This is a genomic window from Lysobacter sp. Soil_C_15 (genome assembly GCF_057657315.1).
This window is the reverse complement of sequence record NZ_JBDGIR010000006.1, coordinates 116,304-140,601: the sequence shown is the minus strand read 5'-3', so window position 1 is coordinate 140,601 and position 24,298 is coordinate 116,304. Positions and strand designations below refer to the sequence as shown.

General features: G+C 70.5%; 20 protein-coding genes. 13 read left to right on the top strand and 7 right to left on the bottom strand.

What is annotated here, in order from left to right; all coding sequences use genetic code 11:
• Window positions 1–82 precede the first annotated feature (82 nt).
• The gene (mnmG, locus tag AC3A57_RS15445; RefSeq protein ID WP_487579723.1) at window positions 83–1,972 is read left to right on the top strand and encodes a tRNA uridine-5-carboxymethylaminomethyl(34) synthesis enzyme MnmG; all 1,890 of its coding nucleotides are present in this window, start codon (window positions 83–85) and stop codon (window positions 1,970–1,972) included.
• 460 nt (window positions 1,973–2,432) lie between these two features.
• Here mnmG and AC3A57_RS15440 read toward each other — a convergent pair whose 3' ends face one another.
• Window positions 2,433–4,022, bottom strand: a complete 1,590-nt coding sequence (locus AC3A57_RS15440) for an OpgD/OpgG family glucan biosynthesis protein (RefSeq protein ID WP_487579722.1) — start codon at window positions 4,020–4,022, stop codon at window positions 2,433–2,435.
• A 370-nt stretch (window positions 4,023–4,392) separates the two neighbouring features.
• On the opposite strand from AC3A57_RS15440, the gene AC3A57_RS15435 reads away from it, so the two are divergent.
• The 3 genes from AC3A57_RS15435 to AC3A57_RS15425 all read left to right on the top strand — a co-directional run bounded on the left by AC3A57_RS15435 (window position 4,393) and on the right by AC3A57_RS15425 (window position 8,933).
• On the top strand, window positions 4,393–6,069 hold the full coding sequence (locus tag AC3A57_RS15435) for an NAD(P)/FAD-dependent oxidoreductase (RefSeq protein ID WP_487579721.1): 1,677 nt from the start codon (window positions 4,393–4,395) through the stop codon (window positions 6,067–6,069).
• A gap of 503 nt (window positions 6,070–6,572) precedes the next feature.
• Window positions 6,573–8,468 (top strand): M61 family metallopeptidase, encoded by a 1,896-nt coding sequence (locus tag AC3A57_RS15430; protein ID WP_487579720.1) that lies wholly within the window; start codon window positions 6,573–6,575, stop codon window positions 8,466–8,468.
• A 162-nt stretch (window positions 8,469–8,630) separates the two neighbouring features.
• Window positions 8,631–8,933 carry a putative quinol monooxygenase gene (locus tag AC3A57_RS15425; RefSeq protein ID WP_487579719.1) on the top strand — a complete coding sequence of 101 codons (303 nt, stop codon included), beginning with the start codon at window positions 8,631–8,633 and terminating at the stop codon, window positions 8,931–8,933.
• Window positions 8,934–9,111: 178 nt separating this feature from the next.
• Here the strand turns inward: AC3A57_RS15425 and AC3A57_RS15420 are convergent, their stop codons facing one another.
• Together AC3A57_RS15420 and AC3A57_RS15415 are read right to left on the bottom strand one after the other, a co-directional pair.
• Window positions 9,112–9,684 (bottom strand): cytochrome b, encoded by a 573-nt coding sequence (locus AC3A57_RS15420; RefSeq protein ID WP_487579718.1) that lies wholly within the window; start codon window positions 9,682–9,684, stop codon window positions 9,112–9,114.
• Window positions 9,681–10,703 (bottom strand): catalase family peroxidase, encoded by a 1,023-nt coding sequence (locus tag AC3A57_RS15415; protein WP_487579717.1) that lies wholly within the window; start codon window positions 10,701–10,703, stop codon window positions 9,681–9,683. The genes AC3A57_RS15420 and AC3A57_RS15415 overlap by 4 nt, the downstream gene beginning before the upstream one ends.
• A 276-nt stretch (window positions 10,704–10,979) precedes the next feature.
• Between AC3A57_RS15415 and AC3A57_RS15410 the strand changes: the two genes are divergently transcribed.
• From AC3A57_RS15410 to AC3A57_RS15400, 3 genes are read left to right on the top strand one after another with little or no spacing between them, the layout of a single operon-like run.
• Window positions 10,980–11,495: a sigma-70 family RNA polymerase sigma factor gene (locus AC3A57_RS15410; protein ID WP_487579716.1), complete on the top strand. Its 516-nt coding sequence runs from the start codon at window positions 10,980–10,982 to the stop codon at window positions 11,493–11,495.
• 55 nt (window positions 11,496–11,550) lie between these two features.
• A complete protein-coding gene (locus AC3A57_RS15405; RefSeq protein ID WP_487579715.1) occupies window positions 11,551–12,306 on the top strand; it encodes an anti-sigma factor family protein in 756 nt (251 codons plus the stop codon).
• 23 nt (window positions 12,307–12,329) lie between these two features.
• On the top strand, window positions 12,330–12,572 hold the full coding sequence (locus AC3A57_RS15400; RefSeq protein ID WP_487579714.1) for a hypothetical protein: 243 nt from the start codon (window positions 12,330–12,332) through the stop codon (window positions 12,570–12,572).
• 62 nt (window positions 12,573–12,634) lie between these two features.
• Here AC3A57_RS15400 and AC3A57_RS15395 read toward each other — a convergent pair whose 3' ends face one another.
• Entirely contained in the window at window positions 12,635–16,330 is a 3,696-nt protein-coding gene (locus tag AC3A57_RS15395) for an indolepyruvate ferredoxin oxidoreductase family protein (RefSeq protein WP_487579713.1), read from the bottom strand.
• A 380-nt stretch (window positions 16,331–16,710) separates the two neighbouring features.
• Here AC3A57_RS15395 and AC3A57_RS15390 point away from each other — a divergent pair, with 380 nt between their 5' ends.
• From AC3A57_RS15390 to AC3A57_RS15375, 4 genes are all read left to right on the top strand, one after another.
• The gene (locus AC3A57_RS15390) at window positions 16,711–17,031 is read left to right on the top strand and encodes a hypothetical protein (RefSeq protein ID WP_487579712.1); all 321 of its coding nucleotides are present in this window, start codon (window positions 16,711–16,713) and stop codon (window positions 17,029–17,031) included.
• A 66-nt stretch (window positions 17,032–17,097) separates the two neighbouring features.
• Window positions 17,098–17,652 (top strand): GNAT family N-acetyltransferase, encoded by a 555-nt coding sequence (locus AC3A57_RS15385; protein WP_487579711.1) that lies wholly within the window; start codon window positions 17,098–17,100, stop codon window positions 17,650–17,652.
• A 502-nt stretch (window positions 17,653–18,154) separates the two neighbouring features.
• Entirely contained in the window at window positions 18,155–18,451 is a 297-nt protein-coding gene (locus AC3A57_RS15380; RefSeq protein ID WP_487579710.1) for a cyclic-phosphate processing receiver domain-containing protein, read from the top strand.
• Between the two features lie 65 nt (window positions 18,452–18,516).
• Window positions 18,517–18,876 (top strand): hypothetical protein, encoded by a 360-nt coding sequence (locus AC3A57_RS15375; RefSeq protein ID WP_487579709.1) that lies wholly within the window; start codon window positions 18,517–18,519, stop codon window positions 18,874–18,876.
• Window positions 18,877–18,889: 13 nt separating this feature from the next.
• On the opposite strand, the gene nagA is transcribed toward AC3A57_RS15375, so the two are convergent.
• Genes nagA through AC3A57_RS15360 form a run of 3 tightly spaced genes read right to left on the bottom strand, consistent with a single transcriptional unit; the run spans window position 18,890 to window position 21,832 of the window.
• Window positions 18,890–20,023, bottom strand: a complete 1,134-nt coding sequence (gene nagA / locus AC3A57_RS15370; protein ID WP_487579708.1) for an N-acetylglucosamine-6-phosphate deacetylase — start codon at window positions 20,021–20,023, stop codon at window positions 18,890–18,892.
• 10 nt (window positions 20,024–20,033) lie between these two features.
• Window positions 20,034–21,044, bottom strand: a complete 1,011-nt coding sequence (locus tag AC3A57_RS15365; RefSeq protein ID WP_487579882.1) for an SIS domain-containing protein — start codon at window positions 21,042–21,044, stop codon at window positions 20,034–20,036.
• A gap of 35 nt (window positions 21,045–21,079) precedes the next feature.
• Window positions 21,080–21,832: a GntR family transcriptional regulator gene (locus AC3A57_RS15360; protein ID WP_487579707.1), complete on the bottom strand. Its 753-nt coding sequence runs from the start codon at window positions 21,830–21,832 to the stop codon at window positions 21,080–21,082.
• A gap of 150 nt (window positions 21,833–21,982) precedes the next feature.
• Here AC3A57_RS15360 and zwf point away from each other — a divergent pair, with 150 nt between their 5' ends.
• Complete coding sequence (zwf, locus tag AC3A57_RS15355; RefSeq protein ID WP_487579706.1) at window positions 21,983–23,500, top strand: glucose-6-phosphate dehydrogenase; 1,518 nt, start codon at window positions 21,983–21,985, stop codon at window positions 23,498–23,500.
• Complete coding sequence (gene pgl / locus AC3A57_RS15350; RefSeq protein WP_487579705.1) at window positions 23,484–24,239, top strand: 6-phosphogluconolactonase; 756 nt, start codon at window positions 23,484–23,486, stop codon at window positions 24,237–24,239. Before zwf ends, pgl begins: the two co-directional genes overlap by 17 nt.
• The last annotated feature ends 59 nt before the right edge of the window (window positions 24,240–24,298 follow it).

The following is a 24,298-nucleotide window of genomic DNA, read 5'->3' as shown; positions in this document are numbered from 1 at the left end:
GTGAAGCCCCCGGCCGGTCCCTGGCCGTAAAATCAGCGCCGGGTCGTCCGTGGGCGACGACCGTTGCGGCGACGACGAAGCGATGAGCGATTCTTTCTACCAATACGACGTGATCGTGGTCGGCGGCGGCCACGCCGGCACCGAGGCCGCGCTGGCCGCGGCGCGCGCCGGCGCGCGCACGCTGCTGCTGACCCATTCGGTGGAGACGGTCGGCGCGATGAGCTGCAACCCGGCCATCGGCGGCATCGGCAAGGGCCACCTGGTCAAGGAGATCGACGCTCTTGGCGGGGTCATGGGCCGCGCCGCCGACGCCGCCGGCATCCAGTGGCGCCGGCTCAACGCCAGCAAGGGCCCGGCCGTGCGCGCCACCCGCTGCCAGGCCGATCGCGCCTTGTACCGCGGCTTCATCCGCCGCGCGGTCGAAGCCCAGCCGGGCCTGACCCTGTTCCAGGCCGCGGTCGACGACATCGAATTCGACGCCGGCCGGGTGGCCGGCGTGCTGACCCAGACCGGCCTGCGCTTCCGCGCGCCGGCGGTGGTGCTGACCGCCGGCACCTTCCTCGCCGGCAAGGTCCATGTCGGCCAGACCACCTACGCCGCCGGCCGCGCCGGCGATCCGCCCGCGATCGCGTTGGCGGCGCGGCTGCGCGAAGGCCCGTTCGTGGTCGACCGGCTCAAGACCGGCACCCCGCCGCGCATCGACGGCCGCAGCCTGGACTACTCGGTGATGGAAGAGCAGCCGGGCGACGATCCGCGTCCGGTCATGTCCTTCCTCGGCACGCGGGCCGACCATCCGCGTCAGGTGTCGTGCTGGATCACCCATACCAGCGAGCGCACCCACGAGATCATCCGCGGCGCGCTCGACCGCTCGCCGCTGTACACCGGGCAGATCGAAGGCATCGGCCCGCGCTACTGCCCCTCGATCGAGGACAAGGTGGTGCGCTTCGCCGAGAAGGCCAGCCACCAGATCTTCGTCGAGCCCGAAGGCCTGGACGTGGCCGAGATCTATCCGAACGGGATCTCGACCTCGCTGCCGTTCGACGTCCAGCTCGAGCTGGTGCGTTCGATCCGCGGCTTCGAGCGCGCCCACATCACCCGTCCGGGCTACGCGATCGAGTACGACTTCTTCGATCCGCGCGGGCTCAAGACCACGCTGGAGACCAAGTCGGTCGCCGGGCTGTTCTTCGCCGGCCAGATCAACGGCACCACCGGCTACGAGGAGGCCGCCGCGCAGGGCCTGCTGGCCGGGGTCAACGCCGCCCGCTTCGTGCTCGGCCGCGAGGGCTGGAGCCCGCGCCGCGACGAGGCCTATCTGGGCGTGCTGGTCGACGACCTGATCACTCACGGCACCAGCGAGCCCTACCGCATGTTCACCTCGCGCGCCGAGTACCGGCTGCAGTTGCGCGAGGACAACGCCGACCTGCGCCTGACCCCGTTCGGACGCGAGCTGGGGCTGGTCGACGACGCGCGCTGGGACGCGTTCGCGCGCAAGCGCGAGGCGATCGAGCGCGAGACCGCGCGCCTGGGCGCGGTCTGGGCGGCGCCGAACAACGCGCTGGGACGCGAGATCGCCCAGACCCTCGGGGTCGAGGTCAGCCGCGAAAGCAGCGCGCGCGATCTGCTCAAGCGTCCCGAGCTGGACTACGCCAAGCTGATGCAGGTGGCCTCGCTGGGCCCGGCGGTGGCCGATGCGGAGGTCGCCGAACAGGTCGAGATCGGGGTCAAGTACGCCGGCTACCTGGACCGCCAGCGCGACGAGATCGAGCGCCAGCAGCGCAACGAGAGCACGCCGATTCCGGACGGCTTCGACTACGCCGCGGTGCGCGGCCTGTCGGCGGAAGTGCAGCAGAAGCTGGAGCGGGTGCGCCCGCAGACCGTCGGCCAGGCCCAGCGCATCCCCGGCATGACCCCGGCGGCGATTTCGCTGTTGCTGGTGCACCTGACCCGCGCCCGCCGGACGCGGGTGGCTTGAGGGCGGGGATTGGAGGCGTTGGGATGGGTTTGACGCGGGGGCACGTGCACAGGAGGTGCCGTCGCTGCTGAGGTTCGTCGTGGTGTGCGGGACAGAGCAAATCCCCCGGCGCAGACACTGCGTCCGCTCATCGATCAGCGCAGGCGTCAGCCCCCTTTTTCAAAGGGGGCGAACTTGCACGCTCAGTCAAAGGAACGAAGCGGTACGGCTAACCAGCAACCAGCACCAGCACCAATAATTGCCCATTGCCCATTGCCCATTGCCCATTTGCAACCGGCAACCGGCAACCGGCAACTAGCAACGGCCAACTGGCAACTGGCAACTGGCAACTGGCAACTGGCAACGGCGCGACGGACAACGTATGCGCCGCGCGCGCCCGCTGTTGCTGTTCCCCCTTTGAAAAAGGGGGGCAGGGGGATTTGCTCTTGCCTCTTGCTCTTGCTCTTGCCCGCCCTCGCCCTCAGTACAAACGCCGCTCGGCCTTGCTCGGCGGCGACCACTGGTACAGCCAGGTTTCGCTCAGCGCGCCGCTGGCGTCGCGCAGGAACAGGCGCAGGTCGAGTTGCTCGGTGGCATCGCCCGGCGGTACCGCGTCGAACATCGCCCGGTAGCCGCCGATCTCGTGCAGGGGCCGGCACGACACGGTTTCCAGGCGGCCGCCGCGGCCGATCTGCAGCACCGGTTCGACCGTGGCCTTGCGCTTGGCCAGCTCGGCCAGGCGGCCGCCGGCGAAGTCGACCGCGAAGCGCCAGGAAAAATAATCGCGCTTGAAGCCGATCCGTCCGCCCAGGCCGGTGCGGGTGGCGACGCAGCGCGCCAGGCTCGGCGCCGCCGGCGGTTGCGCGCCCCAGTACAGGCGATAGCCGTACAGCAGTTCCTGCCCGGGCTGCGGTTTCTCGCGCGGGTTCCAGAACGCGACGATGTTGTCGAAGGACTCGTCGACGGTCGGGATCTCGACCAACTGCACCGAACCGGCGCCCCAGCCCTGCTTGGGTTCGACCCACAGGCAGGGGCGCTTCTCGTAGAACACGCCGTCGTCCTGGTAGTGGTCGAAGTTGCGGTCGCGCTGCAGCAGGCCGAAACCGCGCGGGTTCTCGTCGGCGAACATGTTGAAACGCAACTGTTCGGGATTGCACAGCGGGCGCCAGATCCACTCGCCGCCGCCGGTCCACATCGCCAGGCCGTCGGTGTCGTGGATTTCCGGGCGCCAGTCCCAGTCCATGCGGCGGTCGTTCTCGCCGACCTGGTACATGCTGGTGCACGGCCCCAGTCCCATGCGTTCGATGCTCTTGCGCGGATACAGCGCGCAATCGATGTCCATCAGCAGCACCTCGCCCGGGGTGATCGCGAAGCGGTAAGCGCCGGCGATGCTGGGCGAGTCGAGCAGGGCGTAGACGATCAGCGTGTCCGAGCCCGGGGCCGGGCGTTCCAGCCAGAACGCGGTGAAATCGGGGAACTCCTCGGGCCGGCCGGTGCCGGTGTCGATCGCCAGGCCGCGCGCCGACTGGCCGTACTGGCCTTCGCCGCCGACCGCGCGGAAATAGCTGGCGCCGAGGAAGGCGGCGAAATCGCGTTCCGGATCGCTTCGGGTGTTGAGGCGGAAACCGGCGAAGCCCAGGTCGGCCGGCAGCGGCTTGCCGTCCAGGCCGCTGCGGCGGCGGTCGAACATCGCCGGGTCGTAGCCGATCTCGCGCGCCTGGCCGCCGGCGACTTCGTACATGCGCACGGCCGACTTGAAGAACAGGCCGAGGTGGAAGAACTGGGCCAGGAACTTGCCGTCGTCCGCGCCCCACAGGGCATGCTCGCGCTGGAAGCGGATCGACTGGTACTGGTCCCAATTCATCGCCGCGACCGGCGCCGGCAGGGCGGTATTGCGGGCGACGTAGGCGCGCTCGGCCAACGCCCGGGCCTGGCCCTTGAGGGTGGCGAAGTCGAACGGCTGCGGCGGGCCGAGGCGGGTCGAGGGCGCGGCGAAGGCCAGCACCGGCAGGGGCAGGCCGGCGGCGGCGAGGGCGCCGGCGGCGCGCTTGAGAAACTGGCGTCGGATCATGGGGCAGGCGACGTCGTGGCAACGGGACGCAGCATGCTAGCCAATACCGGCGCGGCGATGGTTATGCGGGCGTTGCGGGCGCGGCTGGGGCGGCCCTCATCCGCCCTGCGCGCACCCCGATCGAGCGCGCTTCGGGGACGGGCTTCGCTCCCGCGAGCGGGAGCAGGGAAATTCGACGATTGGCGCAGCCCAGCGAGCGCTTCCCGCCGCACGCCCGCGGCGGCGACCGAAGCAAGTGCAAGGCCGACCGAAGCAGGCGCAAAGCGGAGCGGGCCGGAGCGAGGGCCGTCCGGCGCCGGGCCGTCGCGGAACCAGCGCCCCATGCCGCGGCCGGAAAACCGCTCGCGACCGAAGCCTCTAGAATATCGCCATGCTTCGACTCACCGACCTCCGACTGCCGCTGGATCACCCGGCCAGCGCGCTCACCGACGCCATCCTCGCCCGCCTCGGCCTCGCCGCGGCCGAACTGACCGGCTACACCGTCGCCAAGCGCAGCTACGACGCGCGCAAGCGTGGCGGCATCGAGCTGATCTATTCGATCGACGTGGACACGCCGCGCGCGGCCGAGATCCTGCAGCGCGAGCAGGCCGCCGCGGCAGCGACCGCCGGCGCGCGCAAGGGCGCGGCCGACGCGGGCAAGGTCAAGGTGCTGCCGACCCCGGACACCGAATACAAGTTCGTCGCCCGCGCGCCGGACGCGCTGCCGCTGCGGCCGGTCGTGATCGGCATGGGCCCCTGCGGCCTGTTCGCCGGCCTGGTGCTGGCGCAGATGGGCTTCCGTCCGATCATCCTGGAACGCGGCAAGGCGGTGCGCGAGCGTACCGTCGACACCTTCGGCCTGTGGCGCAAGCGCGTGCTCAACCCGGAGTCGAACGTGCAGTTCGGCGAAGGCGGCGCCGGCACCTTTTCCGACGGCAAGCTCTACAGCCAGATCAGCGACAAGCAGCACCACGGCCGCAAGGTGCTGACCGAGTTCGTCAAGGCCGGCGCGCCGGAGGAGATCCTCTACGTCAGCAAGCCGCACATCGGCACCTTCCGCCTGGTCTCGATGGTCGAGAACATGCGCGAAACCATCGAGTCGCTGGGCGGCGAAATCCGCTTCTCGCAGCGGGTCGAGGACGTGCTGATCGAGGACGGGCAACTGCGCGGCGTGGCGCTCGCCGACGGCAGCCAATTGCGCGCCGACCACGTGGTGCTGGCGGTCGGCCACAGCGCGCGCGACACCTTCGCGATGCTGCACGCGCGCGGCGTGCACATGGAGGCCAAGCCGTTCTCGATCGGGTTCCGCATCGAGCATCCGCAGTCGCTGATCGACCGCGCCCGCTTCGGCCCGCAGGCCGGCCACGAGATCCTCGGCGCGGCCGACTACAAGCTGGTCCATCACTGCCGCAACGGCCGCTCGGTGTACAGCTTCTGCATGTGCCCCGGCGGCACCGTGGTCGCTGCCGCCAGCGAGCCCGGGCGGGTGGTCACCAACGGCATGAGCCAGTACTCGCGCAACGAGCGCAACGCCAATGCGGCGATCGTGGTCGGCATCACTCCCGAGGACTATCGCGCCTACGACGACAGTGGCAGCCCGCTGGCCGGCATCGCCCTGCAGCGGCACTGGGAGGCGCAGGCCTTCGCACTGGGCGGCGGCGAATACGACGCGCCCGGCCAAACCGTCGGCGATTTCCTCGCCGGCCGGCCCTCGACCGCGCTCGGCGCGGTGCAGCCGTCGTACACGCCGGGCGTGCGCCTGACCGATCTGGGCCGCTCGCTGCCCGAGTACGCGATCGCGGCGATCCGCGAAGCCTTGCCGGCGTTCGACAAGCAGATCAAGGGCTTCGCCATGGCCGACGCGATGCTGACCGGGGTGGAGACGCGCACCTCCTCGCCGGTGCGGATCGCGCGCGGACCCGACGGCCACAGCCTCAACACCCGCGGCCTGTTCCCGGCCGGCGAAGGCGCGGGTTACGCCGGCGGCATCCTGTCGGCGGGCGTGGACGGGATCAAGGCCGCCGAAGCGGTGGCGCTCAGCATCATGGCGGGCCTGGGCCGCGGCTGAGCCGAGGCCTGTTCGCGGCGATCGCCTGCGGGCGCGGCCGGATCTTCGCCCGGCGCGTTCAATCCGCAAACCGATCCTCTTGCCTGGATAAAGCCCTGGCTCCCGCCTTCGCGGGAGCGACGATAGGAGGGGATTGCGGCGCTTCTCCGACGCGTCATCCCCGCGAAGGCGGGAATCCGGAGATTTCAGCGCCCTGCTTCGGCGACGCCCAGCGCTGCCTCCTTCGCGGCAACGACGATAGGCGGGTTTCGTCGCGTCTGCGCAAACCCGTCATCCGCGCGAAGGCGGGGATCCAGAGGCTACAGCGCCATGCCCCGACGAAGCTCCGGCTTCCGCCCTGGCGCGAACCGCGGCGGCAGGCTCGCCTTGTTCCCTCGTTGCGTTTGCCTTGTGCGCGATCGGGCCGAGTCCGGCCCGGCGGGTCGCGGCCATGCCGAATGGCAGGGGGCAGGGCGGGCGCGATGGGTAGGATGCGGGATCGTCTTCGCGCCACCGGACTCGCCATGCCCCGACTCGCCGTCGCCGCCCTGCCGCTGCTGATCGCCACCGCTCTCGCCACGGCCCCGGCCGCCGCACAGACCGCGTCGCCGGCGCCGGCGGCCGCTTCCGTCGCCATGCGCCTGGAGGTCGACGCCAGCGACCTGTCGCGGCGGGTGCTGCACGCGCGGCAACGCATCGCGGTGCGGGCCGGCGCGCTGACCCTGCTGTATCCGCAATGGATCCAGGGCAATCATTCGCCGACCGGGCCGATCGACAAGCTCGCCGGCCTGCGCATCCGCGGCAACGGCCAGGCCATCGCCTGGCAGCGCGACCCGCTCAACGTCTACGCGTTCAAGCTGGTCGTGCCCGAAGGCGTGAGCGAGCTGGAGCTGAGTTTCGACGTGCTGACCCCGACCGCCGGCAACCAGGGCCGGGTGGTGATGACGCCGGACGTGCTCAACCTGCAATGGAACCAGGTCGCGCTGTACCCGGCCGGGCTTCCGGCGCGCAGCATCGAGGTCGAGCCGAGCCTGACCCTGCCGGCCGGCTGGCAGGCCGGCACCGCGCTGGAACTGGAAGCGCGCGACGGCGACCGCCTGCGCTACCGCCCGGTGCCGCTGCACACCCTGCTGGACTCGCCGGTGTTCGCAGGCCGCCACTACAAGCAGTTCGATCTCGCTCCCGGAGCCAAGATTCCGGTCCGGCTCAACGTGGTCGCCGACGCGGCCAAATACCTGGAAGCCAAGCCCGAGCAGCTCAAGCCGCATCGCGAGCTGGTGACGCAGGCCGGGCGGCTGTTCGGTTCGCAGCCTTACGACCGCTACGATTTTCTGTTGTCCTTGTCGGGCCAGCTCAGCGGCATCGGCCTGGAGCATCACCGCTCCAGCGAGAACGGCGTCGACGCCGACTACTTCACCGGCTGGGACGGCGGCAGCGCGACCGGCCGCGATCTGCTCGCGCACGAATTCGTCCATGCCTGGAACGGCAAGTACCGGCGCCCGACCGGGCTGGTGGCCGACAACTTCAACCAACCCTTGAACGACGAGCTGCTGTGGGTCTACGAAGGCCAGACCCAGTACTGGGGCTATGTGCTGGCCGCGCGCTCGGGCCTGTGGAAGCCCGAGTTCGCCCGCGACGCGCTGGCCCAGGTGGTGGCGCGCTACGCCCACGACCGCCCGGGCCTGGCCTGGCGCACCTTGCAGGACACCACCTACGATCCGGTGATCGCCCAGCGCCGGGCCAAGCCCTACGGCAGCTACCAGCTCAGCGAGGACTACTACAGCGGCGGCCAGTTGGTCTGGCTCGCGGTCGACGCCAAGTTGCGCGAGCTCAGCGGCGAAAAGCGTTCGCTCGACGATTTCGCCCGCGCCTTCTTCGGCGGCGAGAACGGCGACTACCAGGTCAAGCCCTATGCCTTCGAGGACGTGGTCGCGACCCTGAACCGCGTCGCCGCGTTCGACTGGGCCGGCTTCCTGCGCCAGCGCCTGGACGCCCACGCGCCGCCGCTCGACGGCCTGGCCGCGAGCGGCTGGAAGCTGAGCTTTGCCGACACCCCGAGCGAGTACCAGAAACTCGCCGAGGGCGAGCGCAAGGCGACCGACCTGACCTATTCGCTGGGCATGAGCGTGGCCAACAGCGACGCCAACGTGGTCTCGGTGCGTTGGGACGGGCCGGCCTTCGACGCCGGCATCGCGCCCGGCAGCGTGCTGCTGGCGGTGAACGGTTATGCCGCCAACGGCGAACGTCTCAAGGATGCGGTGAGCGCGGCCAAGGACGGCAAGCCGATCGAGCTGATCGTCAAGAACGCCGACCTGGTGCGCACGGTGCGGATCGATTACCGCGAAGGCCTGAAGTATCCGCGCCTGGAGCGCATCGAAGGCACCCCGGACCGCCTGACCAGGATCTTCGCGCCGAAGTGAGCGGCGCCCGGCGCGGCGGTCTGCCGCGGACCGCCGTCTTCCGGCAGGCCGCGATCCGCGGCGGCGCAATGCGCTGCGGCTGTCCGCGATCCGCCCTCGATTCGGCGCTAAAGTCGCGACGGCCCCGGCCCATGCCGTCTCTTCCTCTTCGGATGCCCCGCCATGTACGGACTGATCGGAAAAATGACCGCCGTCGCCGGCCAGCGCGACGCGTTGCTGGCGATCCTGCTCGACGGCATCGAGGCGATGCCCGGCTGCCTGAGCTACGTGGTCGCGCGCGATCCCAAGGACGCCGACGCGATCTGGATCACCGAGGTCTGGGACCGCGCCGACAGCCATCGCGCTTCGCTGGCGCTGCCGCAGGTGCAGGCGGCGATCGCCCAGGCCCGGCCGTTGATCGCCGGCTTCGACTCGCACGTCGAAACCGAACCGGTCGGCGGGCACGGATTGACTACGGCCGGTTAGTGCCGGTGCGCCGCGTTTGCTAGCCGACGCCGGCGAGCGCGCCGGCATCGGGGGGAGCGACGCCCCTCGGGGATGGCCTTCGGTCACAAGCCGCGACGGCGAAACCGCAGCGGCGGCGTCGGCGCGGTCCGCGATCGCGCGCTTGCGGGAGCTTCCTGCGCTGCGTGAGCGCCTTGCTTCAACCCGCCTCGTCTTCGGCTGCCGGGACGATATCGCGCTTTCGCCACAGCATGCTGCGCAAGACCCCGTCGCGACGGATCAAGCCGTGATGCAGGGCCGCGCCCAGGTGCAGCAGCACCAGCGCGAACAAGGCATAGGCCAGGGCCCGGTGCAGCCAGCGCAACGGCGCGAACCAGGCCGGATCGAACGGCGCGATCGGCGGCAGCCGCAGGCCGGCGCCGAGTTCGATCGGATAGCCGCCGGCCGACAGCATCGCCCAGCCGATCAGCGGCATCGCCAGCATCAGCGCGTACAGCAGCCAATGCGAGGCCTGCGCGGCCAGCCGCTGCGCCGGACCGAGTTCGCGCGGCAGCGGCGGCGGCCGGCGCCACAGCCGCAACGCCAGGCGCAAGGCCGCCAGCGCCAGGATCGCGATCCCCAGCGGTTTGTGCAGCGCCAGCAGCCAGGCGTGCCGCTCCGATACGCTCGCGACCAGGCCCGCGCCGACGAACAGCATCGTCAGGATCATGACCGCCATCAGCCAGTGCAGGACGCGCGCCGGCCACCAGAACATCGTCTCGTCGCGGTTCATCGTGCGCTCTCCTGGGGCGGGCGGCCGCCTGCGCGTGCGGTTTCGGCGCTGCGGCGACGGTAGGACTCGGCATAGGCCGCCGAGCGCGCCGGCAGCAGCGGATCGGCCGAAGCGACGATGCCGTCGGGCAGGATCAGCGGGTCGTAGTTGATGTCGCGGCAAGCGCCGCTGTCCTGATCCTGGGCGCGTTCGATCACCACCGTGCCGGCGTCGATCTGTTCGCGTTGCGCGGGCCAGGCCCGGCTGGCGTCGTCGACCGGATCGCCGGGCGCGGCCAGGGTCGCCCACAGCGTCCAACGCAGCGGCCCGCGGGCGAGGCGTTGTCGCAGTTCGGCGCCGAGCCTCTCGCGCTCCTGCGTGCCCAGCGGCGCGGCGGCCGCGCCGTTGTCGGGTTCGACCCGCCAACGCACCGCCCGGCGCGCGCCGTCGGCGGCGACGAAGTAGAACGCGTTGAGGCCGTAGTAAGGCTCGGTCGCATAGCTGGCCGACGGCCGTTGGTCCTTGATCCAGGCGCGGAACGCTGAGGTTTCCGGATGTGCGGCGAAGAACGCCTGCTGCCGCGCCGGATCGGGTTTGCCGGTGGCCGGATCGGGCGCGGTCGCGCGCAGTTGTTCGTAGAACGCCTGCGGGGTGGCGACCGGAAACACCGGCATGTTGTTCATGCCGGTGCGCCATTGCTGGCCGTCGTCCTGGGTCAGGCGCAGGGCCAGGCTGCGGATCGGCACGCCGCCGTCGGGCGCATGCGGATTGCCGCCGGGCAGGGCGAAACGGCCGACCAGCGGAGTGCGGGCGCCGGACGCGAACAGCGCCGCGCGCGAATAGCGCGCGGCTGCGCCGCTGCTGTCGAAATGGCCGATCACGCACACGCCCTTGGCGTGGTTGCGGCGATAGCCCGGATGCGCGCCGCCGTTGGCCTGCAACTGGTCGACCAGGCGCTGCGGGGTCAGCCTTCGCGGGTCGAGCGGACCGGCGACGTAGGCGAAAGCGGCGCCGAGGCCGCCGACCGCGAGCGCGATCAAGGCCCAGCGAGCGAGGGGGACGGGCGGTCGGGGCGGGGCGAGAGGCTCGTTCATGGGCAAGGCCGTGGCTGCGATACCGGGTACGACGCGCGCCGGCGCGGCTTATTCCCGCCGGGATCGGGGATTCGTGGTCGCGGATAGGCCAAGCGCCGCTGCCTGGTAGGAGCGGCGTCCCGCGGGGATTTCCTTCGGTCGTAAGCCGCGACCGCGCCGCGGGAATAAACTGCGCCCGGCGGCGTCCTACGGACGAACCCTCTCCGAATCGGCCCTGCGCTCATGTCCCCGCACGAACTCGACCAGGCCCTGCGCGAACAACTGCCCTCGCTGCGACGCTTCGCCCGCTGGCTGGCGCGCGACCCGCACGCCGCCGACGATCTGGTCCAGAGCGCGCTGGAACGCGCCATCGCCGGCTGGGGCCAGCGCCGCGACGCGGCGGCGCTGCGGCCGTGGCTGTTCTCGATCCTCTACCGCCAGTTCCTCGACGGCCAGCGCCGCGCCCAGCGCTACGCCGGCCTGCTCGCGCGGATCGGCCTGGGAGCTGCGGAAAGCCAGCCTTCGGCCGAACGCGAGGCGGTCGCGCGCTCGGCGCTGGAGGCCCTGCAGCGACTGCCGGTGGAGCAGCGCAGCCTGTTGCTGTGGGTGTCGGTCGAGGGGCTGAGTTACCAGGACGTGGCCGGGATCCTCGAGGTGCCGATCGGCACGGTGATGTCGCGCCTGTCGCGCGCGCGGCAGGCGCTGCGCCGGCTCAGCGAAGGCGAGACCGCGACGCCGCCGCTGAGGCTGCTGAAATGACGTCGTCGCGGCGCATTCCGCGCGGCCGTATTCCGTTTACGTTTGCGAGTTCCGTATGAGCCACTACGCCCCCGACGAACACGACCTGCACGCCTACATCGACGGACGCCTGGCGCCCGAGCGTCGCGCCGAGGTCGAGGCCTGGCTGGCGCGCCAGCCCGAACGGCTGGCCGAACTGCAGGCGTGGCAGCGCGATGCGCAGCAACTGCGCGCCGGCCTCGCCGGCGCCGCGCCGCCGCCCGATCCGCTGCTCGATCCCGCGCGCCTGCGCGCCGGCCTCGCGCGCCGGCGCAGCGCGCGCTACGCGGTCGCCGCGACGGTGTTGCTGAGCCTGGGCGTCGGCGGCATCGGCGGCTGGCAGGCGCGCGAATGGAGCCGCCCCGCGCCGCGGTCGATGATCGCGGCCGCGCCGATGGCCGACGCGATCGCCGCGCACCGATTGTTCGCCGCGCGCCGCGATCTGCGCACCGATGCCGGCGCCGGCGAGGTGCAGGCGTGGCTGGATGCGAACTTCCGCGAGCCCATGCGCCTGCCCGACCTGAGCGCCGCAGGCTATCGTCCGGTCGGCGCGCGCGCCCTGGCCACCGACCAGGGCGCCGCGGCGCTGGTGCTGTACCAGGACCCGGCCGGCGCGGCGATCAGCTTCTACATCCGTCCGCCGGGTCCCCGCCATTACCTGCTGCCGCGCGGCGACCGCCGCGACGGCGGCCTGCTGGCCCAATACTGGTCGCGCGGCGGCTACAACTATGCAATGGTGAGCGACGGAGCGTCGGCGAAAGTCGTCAGGCAGGCGCTCGCCGGCGCCATCTGACGCATTCAGCCAAGGCCACGACGATGATCTGTGCGCACACCCCGGAAACGCGCGACGCGTTCAAAACCTTCTTGCACTCGTTGGCGGAAGGCTCGGCGACGCAGCAGGACTGGCGCCGCTTCACGATCGCGCAGTACCCCGACCCGACCCTGGAAGCGGCCCGGGTCGAACTGGTGCGGGCCTCGCAGCACCAGCCGCAGATGCCGACCGAGTCGGCGAAAGTGCAGGCGCTGGCGAGCGAGATCGACCGCCGCTTCAACGCCTAGCGCCGCGCGCGTCGGCAAAGAAAGGCCCCGCAGCGAGCGGGGCCTTTCCGGTACCGGCGGGCTCAGGCCGCCTGCACGATCCGCAGCGGGTTGCGGAATTCCTTCAGCAGCTCCGCTTCGCGCGCCTTGGCCTTGTGCAGGTGGTCTTCCTTGACGTGGCCGTAGCCGCGGATGTGCTCGGGGATGCTGGCGATTTCCGCCGCCAGGTCGACGTTGCCGCCGTCCAGCGAGGACAGCAGGTCGCCGACGGTCTGCTCGTACTCGGCGATCAGGCGGCGTTCCATCTTGCGCTCTTCGGTGTAGCCGAAGATGTCGAAGGCGCCGCCTCGCAGGCCGCGCAGCTTGGCCATCCACTTGAACGCGGTGAACACCCAGGGGCCGAACTCCTGCTTGATCAGCCGGCCCTGCGCGTCCTTCTTCGCCAGCAGCGGCGGGGCGAGGTGGAACTTGAGCTTGTAGTCGCCGTCGAACTGCTGCTGCAGGCGGCGCTGGAACTCGCCGCTGGTGTACAGGCGCGCGACTTCGTACTCGTCCTTGTAGGCCATCAGCTTGAAGAAGTAGCGCGCGACCGCCTCGGCCAGATCGGTCGAACCCGGCGCCTTCTTCTGTTCGGCCTCGCGCACCTTGGCGACGAAGTCGCTGTAGCGCTTGGCGTAGGCGGCGTCCTGGTAGTCGGTGAGGAAGGCGACGCGGCGCGCGATCAGCTCGTCGAGCGAGCGCGACAGGCGCAGGTCGTCGAGCGGCAGGAAGGCGACGCCGTCGCCGTCGGCGGCCTTCGCCGGCACGTGGCGCAGTTCGTCTTCCTTGCGCGTGGCGCGCGGCGCCGAGGTCGCGCCCCATTCGTTGCCTTCCCACTCGCCGGGCTTGAGGTGCGGCAGATCGTGCGGGGTGGCTTCGGCGGCGGTCGGCACCTTGCGCACGACGCCGGCGGCTTCGGCCACCGCGCGCGGGTCGATCGCGGCCAGGCGGCCCCAGGCGAAGGCGGTCTTGTTCATCTCGATCGCCGCGCCGTTGAGCTCGATCGCGCGCATCAGCGCATCGAAGGAGATCGGCACCAGCGCGCGCTGCCAGGCGTAGCCGAGGATGAACAGGTTGGCGGCGATGGCATCGCCGAGCAGGGCGGTGGCGAGCTGGGTCGCATCGACCAGGTGCGGGTCCTGGTTGCCGAGCGCGAGCTTGATCGCGGCGACGATGTCGGTGGCCGGGAACTGCATGTCCGGACGGGTGGTGAAGGTGCCCGGCATCGCTTCGTAGCTGTTGAGCACGACCTGGCTGCGGCCGGCGCGGATCTTCGATAGCGCCCAGTAGTCGTTGACCACGACCATGTCGCAGCCCAGCACCAGGTCGGCCTCGCCGGCGGCGATGCGCACGGCGTGGATGTCGTGCGGGGTCTTGGCGATGCGGATGTGGGTGGTGACCGCGCCGCCCTTCTGGGCCAGGCCGGTCTGGTCGAGCACGCTGGCGCCCTTGCCTTCCAGGTGGCCGGCCATGCCGAGCAGGGCGCCGATGGTGACCACGCCGGTGCCGCCGACGCCGGTGATCAGGATGTTCCAGGGCTGGTCCAGCGACGGCAGCACCGGCATCGGCAGGTCGGACAAGCGGTCCTTGGCCGATGAACCCTTCTTCTTCTTCAGTCCGCCGCCTTCGACGGTGACGAAGCTGGGGCAAAAACCATTCACGCAGGAATAGTCCTTGTTGCAGTTCGACTGGTCGATCTCGCGCTTGCGCCCGAATTCGGTCTCCTTCGGCAGCACCGAGACGCAGAAGGACTTCTTGCCGCAGTCGCCGCAGCCTTCGCAGACCAGGGTGTTGACCATCACCCGCTTCTGCGGGTCGACCATCTTGCCGCGCTTGCGCCGGCGGCGCTTCTCGGTGGCGCAGGTCTGGTCGTAGATCAGCACGCTGACGCCCTTGACCGTGCGCAGGCGCTTCTGGATCGCGTCCAGTTCCTTGCGGTCGTGGAACTCGACGTCGCTGGGGAACAGCTCGCGCTTGTTCCACTTGGCGATGTCGTCCGACAACAGGACGATCGTGTGCACGCCTTCCGAACGCACCTGGTGGGCGATCTGCGGCACCGACAGCTGGCCGTCGACCGGCTGGCCGCCGGTCATCGCCACCGCGTCGTTGTAGAGGATCTTGTAGGTGATGTTGACGCCGGCGGCGACCGACTGCCGGATCGCCAGCGAGCCGCTGTGGAAATAGGTGCCGTCGCCGAGGTTCTGGAACACGTGCTCGGTTTCGGTGAAACCGGCCTGGCCGCACCAGGTCACGCCTTCGCCGCCCATCTGGGTGAAGGTGTCGGTGGCGCGGTCCATCCAGGTGACCATGTAATGGCAGCCGATGCCGCCGAGCGCGCGCGAGCCTTCCGGCACCAGCGTGGAGGTGTTGTGCGGGCAGCCCGAGCAGTAGTGCGGCACGCGCGGGAACGCGGCGCGCGGCAGCGCCAGCTCGCTTTCCTTCTCCTCCATCCAGCGCAGCACGTTGCGCATCTGCTCGGAGTCGTGGAAGCGCTGGATGCGGCGCGCGATCACGCCGGCGATGCGCGCCGGGGTCAGCTCGCCGGTCGAGGGCAGGATCCACTCGCCGTTCTCGTCGTACTTGCCGACGATCGACGGCCGGCGGCCCTCGTCCCAGTTGTACATCGACTCCTTCATCTGGCTTTCGATGAAGGCGTGCTTCTCCTCGACCACCAGGATGTCGTCCAGGCCGCGCGCGAACGCGCGCAGGCCGACCGGCTCCAGCGGCCAGGTCATGCCGACCTTGTACACGCGGATGCCGAGGTCGGCGCAGGCGCGCGCGTCCAGGCCCAGGTATTCCAGGGCCTGCAGCACGTCGAGGTAGCTCTTGCCGGTGGTGATGATGCCCAGGCGCGGGTTCGGCGAATCGATCACGATCCGGTCGATGCGGTTGGCGCGCGCGAACGCCTGCGCGGCCTTGACCGCGTACTGGTGCAGGCGCATCTCCTGGTCCATCGGCGGGTCCGGCCAACGGATATTGAGGCCGCCCGGCGGCATCACGAAGTCGTCGGGGGCGACGATCTGCAGCGCGAGCGGATTGACGTCGACCGAGGCCGAGGATTCGACCGTCTCGGCGATGGTCTTGAAGCCGACCCAGCGGCCGGTATAGCGCGACATCGCCCAGCCGATCAGGCCCATGTCGAGGATGTCCTGCACCCCGGCCGGATTGAGGATCGGCATCATCGCGCTGGTGAACTCGCCCTCCGAGCCGTGCGGCAGGGTCGAGGAGCGGCAGGCGTGGTCGTCGGCGGCCAGCGCCAGCACGCCGCCGTACTTGCTGGTGCCGGCGGCGTTGGCGTGCTTGAACACGTCGCCGGTGCGGTCCACGCCCGGGCCCTTGCCGTACCACATGCCGTACACGCCTTCGACCTTGGCGCCCGGGAACAGGTTGGTCTGCTGGGTGCCCCAGACCATGGTCGCGCCCAGGTCCTCGTTGAGGCCCGGGGTGAACTTCACCCCGGCCGCCTCCAGATGCTTGCGCGCGCGCCACAGTTCCAGGTCGAAGCCGCCCAGCGGCGAGCCGCGGTAGCCGGAGATGAAGCCGGCGGTGTTCAGCCCCGCGGCCTGGTCGCGCAGCCGCTGCATCAGCGGCAGGCGCACCAGCGCCTGCACGCCGGACAGATAGATGCGGCCTTCCTGACGGGTGTACTTGTGCTCCAGGGTGTAATCCGGATCGAGTACGGAGTTGGTCAGTTCGGTGTTCGCCGAGGACGGCGAGCTGAGTTCTGCGGTGCTGGTCATGGCGGGCTCTCGCGGCGGTGCCGCGGGTTGGCTGGCGGGGCGGGGCGGCGTCCGGCGGGACGGCGGCGGCGCGCCGAGGCCCGAACAAAGACTCGGAATTATAGCCTTTGTGCGGAATCGGGCCGCCAGGCGACGCCGGGGGCGCCCGACGGGGGCGGCGGGCGTTGGCTGAATGCGACGTCCGTACCGAAGCGCATTGCCGGGCCTGCGCTTTCGGTTGGGTGGATGCCATGATTCGCGGCCGCGCCGGCGAGGCGGCGACGGGCACGGCGGCGCGAGCGGCCGGTCCGGTTCGGCCTCGCAGCCGGCGCGACATACGACGCCGAGGAGGAGGCGTGACCCAGGACCTGTACTGCTGGCGATGCAAGCGCGTGGTGCCGATGCTCGACGAAGCCGAGTGGGCGCGGTACCGGACGCTGGTCGAAGACTACGTTCGCGATTTCAAGCGCGAAGGCAGCCGCGACGCCGCCGGCCGGCGCTTGCCGCAGCCGGCGAAGAGCCTCATCGAAGTCGTCGCGGACTTCTACCAGAACCTGGTGGGCTATCCGGTGGTCGACCCGGACTGCAGTTTCTTCGAGGCCTATGCGATCGATCACCATCGGCTCAGCCAGATCGGCCCGCCCTGCGCCCACTGCGGCAAGCCCCTGCGCACGCAGCGCGCGAGTTTTTGCGCGGATTGCGGAACGCCGCGCGCGGGCTGAGCGCCGGCGGCGACGGCGCGTTGCCGATCCGCTACGTCCGATCCCGGGCGCGGCTACGATGCGCGCATGGCCGCTTTCGATTCCGTCGTCCTGAGCACCCCGCGCCTGCGGCTGCGTCCATTGCGCGGCGACGACGCATCGGCGTTGCTGGCGATCTGCTCCGACCCGAAGGTGATGCGTTACTGGAGTTCGCCGCCATGGCACGCGATCGACCAGGCGCAGGCGCTGATCGCACGCGATCGCGAGGCGATGGCGGCCGGGCAGTACCTGCGCCTGGGCCTCGAGCGCGACGGCCGCCTGATCGGCTACTGCACCCTGTTCCAGCTCGACGCGCAGAACCGTCGCGCCGAACTGGGCTACGTGCTCGCCGCCGCGGCCTGGTCGCAGGGCTACATGGGCGAAGCGCTGCGCGCCCTGCTCGACTACGGTTTCGACGCGCTCGACCTGCACCGCGTCGAGGCCGACACCGACCCGCGCAACCTCGGTTCGGTGCGTTGCCTGGAACGGCTGGGCTTCGTCCGCGAAGGCCTGCTGCGCGAGCGCTGGATCGTCGCCGGCGAAGTCTCCGACACCGCCCTGTACGGCCTGCTACGCCGAGACTGGCGCGCTAGTCCCCTGTAGGAGCGGCGTAAGCCGCGACAGCCGAAGAGGTGGACGTAAGCGTACTCCGGCGAAATTCGGGCCTGCGGCTGCGATTTGCCCCTCCCGGATTTCGGCGAATGGCGTGGTATCTCGCCGCTTCGGTGGTCGCGGCTCACGCCGCTCCTACAAGGCTGCCGTGAGCCGCGTTCCTGGCGGCGCGCCGGCCGCATCGGCTAGATTGCCGCCATGCGTGTCTATCTCGTCGCCGGCGAAGTCTCCGACACCGCCCTGTACGGCCTGCTGCGCCGAGACTGGCGCGCTAGTCCCCTGTAGGAGCGGCGTAAGCCGCGACAGCCGAAGCGATGGACGCAAGCGTGATCGACCGAAGCCAGGACATTCGGCCGCGGTTCGGCGTTTTCCGGGCTTCGGCGCGTGGCGTGGTATTTCACCGCTCCAGCGGTCGCGGCTCACGCCGCTCCTACAAGGCTGCCGTGAGCCGCGCTCCTGGCGGCGCGCCGACCGCATCGGCTAGATTGCCGCCATGCGTGTGTATCTCGACGACGAACGCTCCACGCCCGAGGGCTGGGTGCGGGTGTACTGGCCCGATGAGGCCATCGCCCTGCTGCGCCAGGGCGGGGTGACCGAGATCAGCCTGGACCACGACCTGGGCGACGACGCGCGCGGCACCGGCTACGACGTGATCGCCTGGATCGAGGAAGCGGTGGCCCTGGACGGATTCGTGCCGCCGTCGATCCGGGTGCATTCGGCCAATCCTTCGGCGCGGTTGCGGATGCAGGCGGGTATCGCCGCGATCGAGCGCCTGGCGCGGATCCCCTGAACCGAATCCATGACCCGAGTCCCATGACCCAAGTCCCATGACCCAAGTCCCATGACCCAAGTCCCATGACCCAAGTGTTGTACCCAATGCGCGCCGCCGATGCCCGCGTGCGCTTCGAACTGACCGGGCTTGGCGCGGACGGTCGGCGTAGGCGCGTGCTCGACGGCTACCGGCCGCACTACCGCATCCGGCCGGATTACCACACGTCCGCTCAGCATCGTTTTCTGGATGCGACCGAAGTCCACAGCGGGGAATCCGTCGAGGCTGAAGTTTGGCTGCTGACGCCCGAACACTACCCGGGCACGCTCTGGGTCGGACGCCGCCTGGATATCAGCGAGGGCGCGCGGCCGGTCGGCTTCGCGACCGTGCTGGAGGTGTTCAACCCGATCCTGCTCGGCGTCGAAGCCCCGCCGGAGCGGATCTAGCGACCGGCGGCGCTTACGGCAAGCCGCCGATCCAGGTCCCCGTCACCTGCAGGTCTTCGTCCAACGCGACCAGGTCGGCGCGGTAGCCCGGCGCGATCCGGCCCAGCTCGTCGCCGAGGCCGAGGAAGTCGGCGGGGTAGGCCGAGGCCATGCGGCAGGCTTCGTCCAGCGGCAGGCCGAGCCGGCGCACGGTGTTGCGCACGGCGCTGGCCATGTCCAGCGCGGAGCCGGCCAGGGTGCCCTCGGCGGTGCTGCACTTGCCGTTGCGGCAGGTCATGGTCTGGCCGTAGAGGACGAAGTCCTCGCGTTCGCCGCCGACCGGCGGCATCGCGTCGGTGACCAGCATGATCTTGCCGCGCGGCTTGGCGGCGATGGCGATGCGCAGCGAGGCGTCGTGCACGTGCTCGCCGTCGACGATCACCCCGCACCAGCTGTCCGGGTCGTCGAGGCAGGCGCCGACGCCGCCGGGCTCGCGGCTGCCGAGCGGGGTCATGGCGTTGAACAGGTGGGTCGCGCCGCGCACGCCGTGGGCGAAGGCCGAGCGCAGGCGCTGGTAGTCGGCGGCGGTGTGGCCGGCGCAGACCAGCACGCCGCGCGCGGCCAGGGCCTGCAGCACGGCGTCGTCGAAGCGTTCCGGGGCCAGGGTCAGCAGGGTCCGGCCGATGCCGAGCGAGGCGACCAGGTCCAGTTCGTCCTCGCCCGGGGTGTGGAACTTGTCCGGGTCGTGCACCCCCTTGCGCGCCTGCGCCAGGTAGGGGCCTTCCAGGTGGATGCCGAGCACGCCGGGCAGACCCTGGTGCATCGCTTCGCGCACCGCGCCGATCGCCTCGCGCATGGTCGCGACGTCGTCGCTGATCAGGGTCGGCAGCAGGCCGGTGGTGCCGAACCGGCGGTGCGCCCGGGCGATGCGGCGCACGCCTTCGACCGTCGGCTCGTCGTTGAACAGCACATCGCCGCCGCCGTTGACCTGGGTGTCGATGAAGCCGGGCACCAGGTAGCGGCCGCGCAGGTCGATCGCCTCGGCGCCGCGCGGCGCCGGGCCGGGCAGCACCGCGACGATGTGGCCTTCCTCGACGATCACGCTGAGGTCGGACTCGAAGCCGCGCTCGCCGAGCACGCGGGCGTTGACGAAAGCGGTAGCGGTCATCGTCTAGGCCTCAAACCGTTTCGGTGACTTTGTTGAGGTGCGGCGGCAGGTCCGGGTTGTGCCCGCGCGCCACCGACAAGGCGTTCACCGCCTTGTAGAAGCTGGCCACGGTGATCAGCGGGGTCATCGCCGGATGCAGCGAGCGCGCCAGCGGCAGGCTGTCGCCGCCGTGGATGCCCGGCGCGGCCAGCCACACCGGCGCGCCGCGCTGGCGGAACTCGCGCGCCACCGCGACCGTGCCGTCGCCGGTGCCGTCGTCCTGGGCGAAGGCCAGCACCGGAAAGCCGGGCCCGACGATCGCCATCGGCCCGTGCTTGACCTCGGCGCTGCTGAACGCCTCGGCGTGCAGGCCGCAGGTTTCCTTGAACTTCAGCGCCGCTTCCTGGGCCGCGCCCAGGCCGAGGCCGCGGCCGATCACGAACAGATTGCGCGCCTCGACCAGGCCCTCGACCAGCGCCGACCAGTCCTGGCGCGAGGCTTCGCGCAGCGCCTCGGGCAGGGCGTGCACGGCGTCGAACAGCCGCGCCTCGTGGCTCCAGCGCGCGGTCAGCTGCAGCAGCGCGGCCAGCGAGCACAGATAGCTCTTGGTCGCCGCGACGCTGGTTTCCGGGCCGGCGTGCAGGCCGAGCACGGTGTCGGCGACCTGGGCCAGCGGCGAGTCGGTCACGTTGACCAGGGCGACGACGTGGGCGCCGGCGGCCTTGGCGATTTCGGCGTTGCGCACCAGGTCCGGGCTCTTGCCCGACTGCGAGACGGCGACGAACAGCGCGTCCTGCAGCTGCGGCTTGACCGCATACACCGAACCCACCGACGGCGAGGCCGAGGCTGTGACCAGGCCGAGCTGGGTTTCGAACAGGTACTTGCCGTAGGTGGCGGCGTGGTCGGAGCTGCCGCGCGCGCAGGTGACGATGAAGCGCGGCGGACGCTGGCGCAGGCGGTCGACCAGGTCGTCGACGAGATCGGCGTTGGCTTTGAGCTGGCGCGCGACCGCGTCGCCGGCCTCCTGCGCCTCGGCGTACATGCGGGTACCGGTCGGGTCGAGCAGGGTCTGGGTGGTCACGGCGTGGTTTCGCTCTGTAGTTCGGCGACGAAGTCGTAGGCGTCGCCGCGGTAGAAGGACCGGGTGAATTCGACGACGCGGCCGTCGTCGAGGAAGGTGCGGCGTTCGATGAACAATCCGGGCGCGCCTTCGGGCAGGTTCATCAGCCGCGCCTGTTCGGCGTCGAAGGCGATCGCGCGCAGCCGCTGCAGAGCGCGGCTGGGGCGGATGCCGAGCTTGGCGAAGGCTTCGTACAGCGAGTTCTCGACCATGTCGGGCGTCGTGAGCACCGATGCGGGCACCACGGTCCGTTCGAGTGCCAGCGCCACGCCGTCGGCGGTGCGCAAGCGGTAGTAACGGACCACCTGCGCGCCGGGCGACAGGTTCAGCGCCATGGCTTCTTCCGGGGTGACCTCGCCGACGCCGCGCTCGAGGAAGGTCGAGCGCGGGTCGAGGCCGCGCGCGCGCAGGTCGTCGGTGAAGCTGGTCAGGCGCGAGAAGGACTTGACGATGCGCTCGGCGACGAAAGTGCCGGCGCCCTGGCGCTGCACCAGCAGGCCGTCGGCGACCAGGCCGGCGATGGCTTTGCGCACGGTGACCCGCGACAGGTCCAGCCATTTGCCCAGCTCGCGTTCGCCGGGCAGGGCCTGGCCGGCGGTCAGCTCGCCGTTCTCGATCGCGTGCTGGAGGGTCCGGCGCAGGTGCTGGTAGGCCGGCGCGCGTCGCGCGTCGGACTGCCGGCGGAACTCGTCGAGCAGATAGGGCTGCATAGTGTGAAAAGATACCAGTGCAAGACCAATGGCGGCAACAAAGGCACGTAGATCGCGTCTAAATTGTTGAATTAAGGTTAATTTGCCGGAGTGGTATCTTACTGGTATCTTTGCTGGTATGGTTTCACCCAGACCAGTTCGAGCCCGACCATGAGCGTCTACTCCGTACCGTCCCCGTCCCAGGCGCCGCATCTGGCGCCGTTGGCCCCGTTCGATCTGGTGATCTTCGGCGGCACCGGCGACCTGGCCCTGCGCAAGCTGCTGCCGGCGCTGTTCCACCGCTACGTCGACGGCCAGATCGTCGCCGGCACCCGCCTGGTCGGCATCGCCCGCGACGAGCGCGGCGACGAGGACTACCGCGGCAAGGTGCGCGAAGCGCTGCGCAGCTTCGCCGGCGAACAGGCGCAGCAGGACGAGGCCCTGGACGGGTTCCTCGCGCTGCTGCACTACCGCCGCCTGGACCTGAGCTCCGACGGCGGCTGGCCGGAGTTCGCGGCCGAGTTCCCGGACCAGGAGCGGGTGCGGGTGTTCTACCTCGCGGTCGGCCCGGACCTATTCGGCGTGGTCGGCGACCGCCTGCAGTCGCACGGCCTGGTCAACCCAAAGACCCGCGTGGTGGTGGAAAAGCCGCTCGGCAAGGACGGCGCCAGCGCCGACACCATCAACGACGCATTGGCGCGGGTGTTCGCCGAGACCCAGATCTTCCGCATCGACCATTACCTGGGCAAGGAGACGGTGCAGAACCTCACCGCGCTGCGCTTCGGCAACGCGCTGTTCGAGCCGTTGTGGAAGGCCGAGCACATCGACCACGTGCAGATCACCGTCGCCGAGACCGTCGGCGTGGAATCGCGCGCGCCGTACTACGACAAGTCCGGCGCGCTGCGAGACATGGTCCAGAACCATTTGCTGCAGCTGCTGTGCCTGGTCGCGATGGAGCCGCCGTCCTCGCTCGCCGCCGACGCGATCCGCGACGAGAAGCTGAAAGTGCTGCGCGCGCTGCGCCCGATCGAGAACGGCAACGCCGCCCAGTTCACCGTGCGCGGCCAGTACAAGGCCGGCGCGGTCGAGGGCCGCGCGGTGCCGGGCTATGCGCAGGAGCTCGGCGCGCAGTCGCTGACCGAAACCTTCGTCGCGCTGAAGGCCGAAGTGAAGAACTGGCGCTGGGCCGGGGTGCCGTTCTACCTGCGCACCGGCAAGCGCCTGGCCGAGCGCGTCTCGGAAATCGTGGTCACCTTCCGCCAGGTGCCGCATTCGATCTTCGAAGATCTGACCGAGCAGGACCCGTCGAGCCGGCTGGCGCCGAACAAGCTGGTGCTGCGCCTGCAGCCCGACGAGGGCGTGAAGCTGTGGCTGATGAACAAGGTGCCCGGCCCCGGCGGCCTGCGCCTGCGCCACGTGCCGCTGGACATGAGCTTCGCCGCCGCGTTCGGCGGGCGCCAGGCCGACGCCTACGAGCGCCTGCTGATGGACGTGGTGCGCGGCAATCCGATGTTGTTCATGCGCCGCGACGAAGTCGACGCGGCCTGGAAATGGATCGACCCGATCCGCGCCGCCTGGGCGGCGAGCGCCGACGCGGCGCGCCCGTACACCGCCGGCAGCTGGGGCCCGAGTGCCGCGGTGGCCCTGATCGAACGCGATGGGAGGACCTGGCATGAAGATGCAGGCTGAGCGACTGAAAGTGATCGAACCCTTGCCCCTGCCACTGCACGAGCGTCTGTTCGACGACAGCGAACAACTGGCCCAGGCGCTGGCGCGCCAGGTCGCCGCCGACCTGCGCGGCGCGCTGGCCCGCCATGGCGAGGCCTGCATCGCCCTGTCCGGCGGCAACACGCCCAAGCGCTTCTTCCAGGCGCTGTCGACCCAGACCCTGGACTGGGCGCGGGTCACCGTGCTGCCGATCGACGAGCGCTGGCTGCCGCCGGAGCATCCGCGCTCCAACGAACGCCTGCTGCGCGAACATCTGCTGCAGCGCAACGCCGCCGCGGCGCGCCTGCTGCCGATGTACCGGCCGACGCCGACCCCGGAAGCGGCGCTGATGCCGGTATTGACCAAGATCGCCAACGAAGGCCTGCCGCTGGACGTCGCCGTGCTCGGCATGGGCGACGACGGCCATGTCGCTTCGCTGTTCCCGGACCTGGGCCGCGACAACCCGGCGCTGCGTGAGATCGGCCTGCAGCCGCGCGGCCGCGCGCCGGTGATGGCGATCCGCACCGACGCGATGCCCGAGCCGCGCATGACCCTGACCTTGAGCGCGATCTTCACCGCGCCGGCGCTGTACCTGCACATCGAAGGCGAGAAGAAGCGCGCCGTGCTCGACAACGCCCAGCGCGATCCGCGCAACGTCCTGCCGATCCGCTCGGTCCTGCTCGGCGCCCCGCAACCCCCGACCCTGTACTGGAGCCCGTAACGCGCCTTGCGCTTCAGGCTTTCCCGAGTCCCGAGTCCCGATTCCCGCTCCATTGGCGC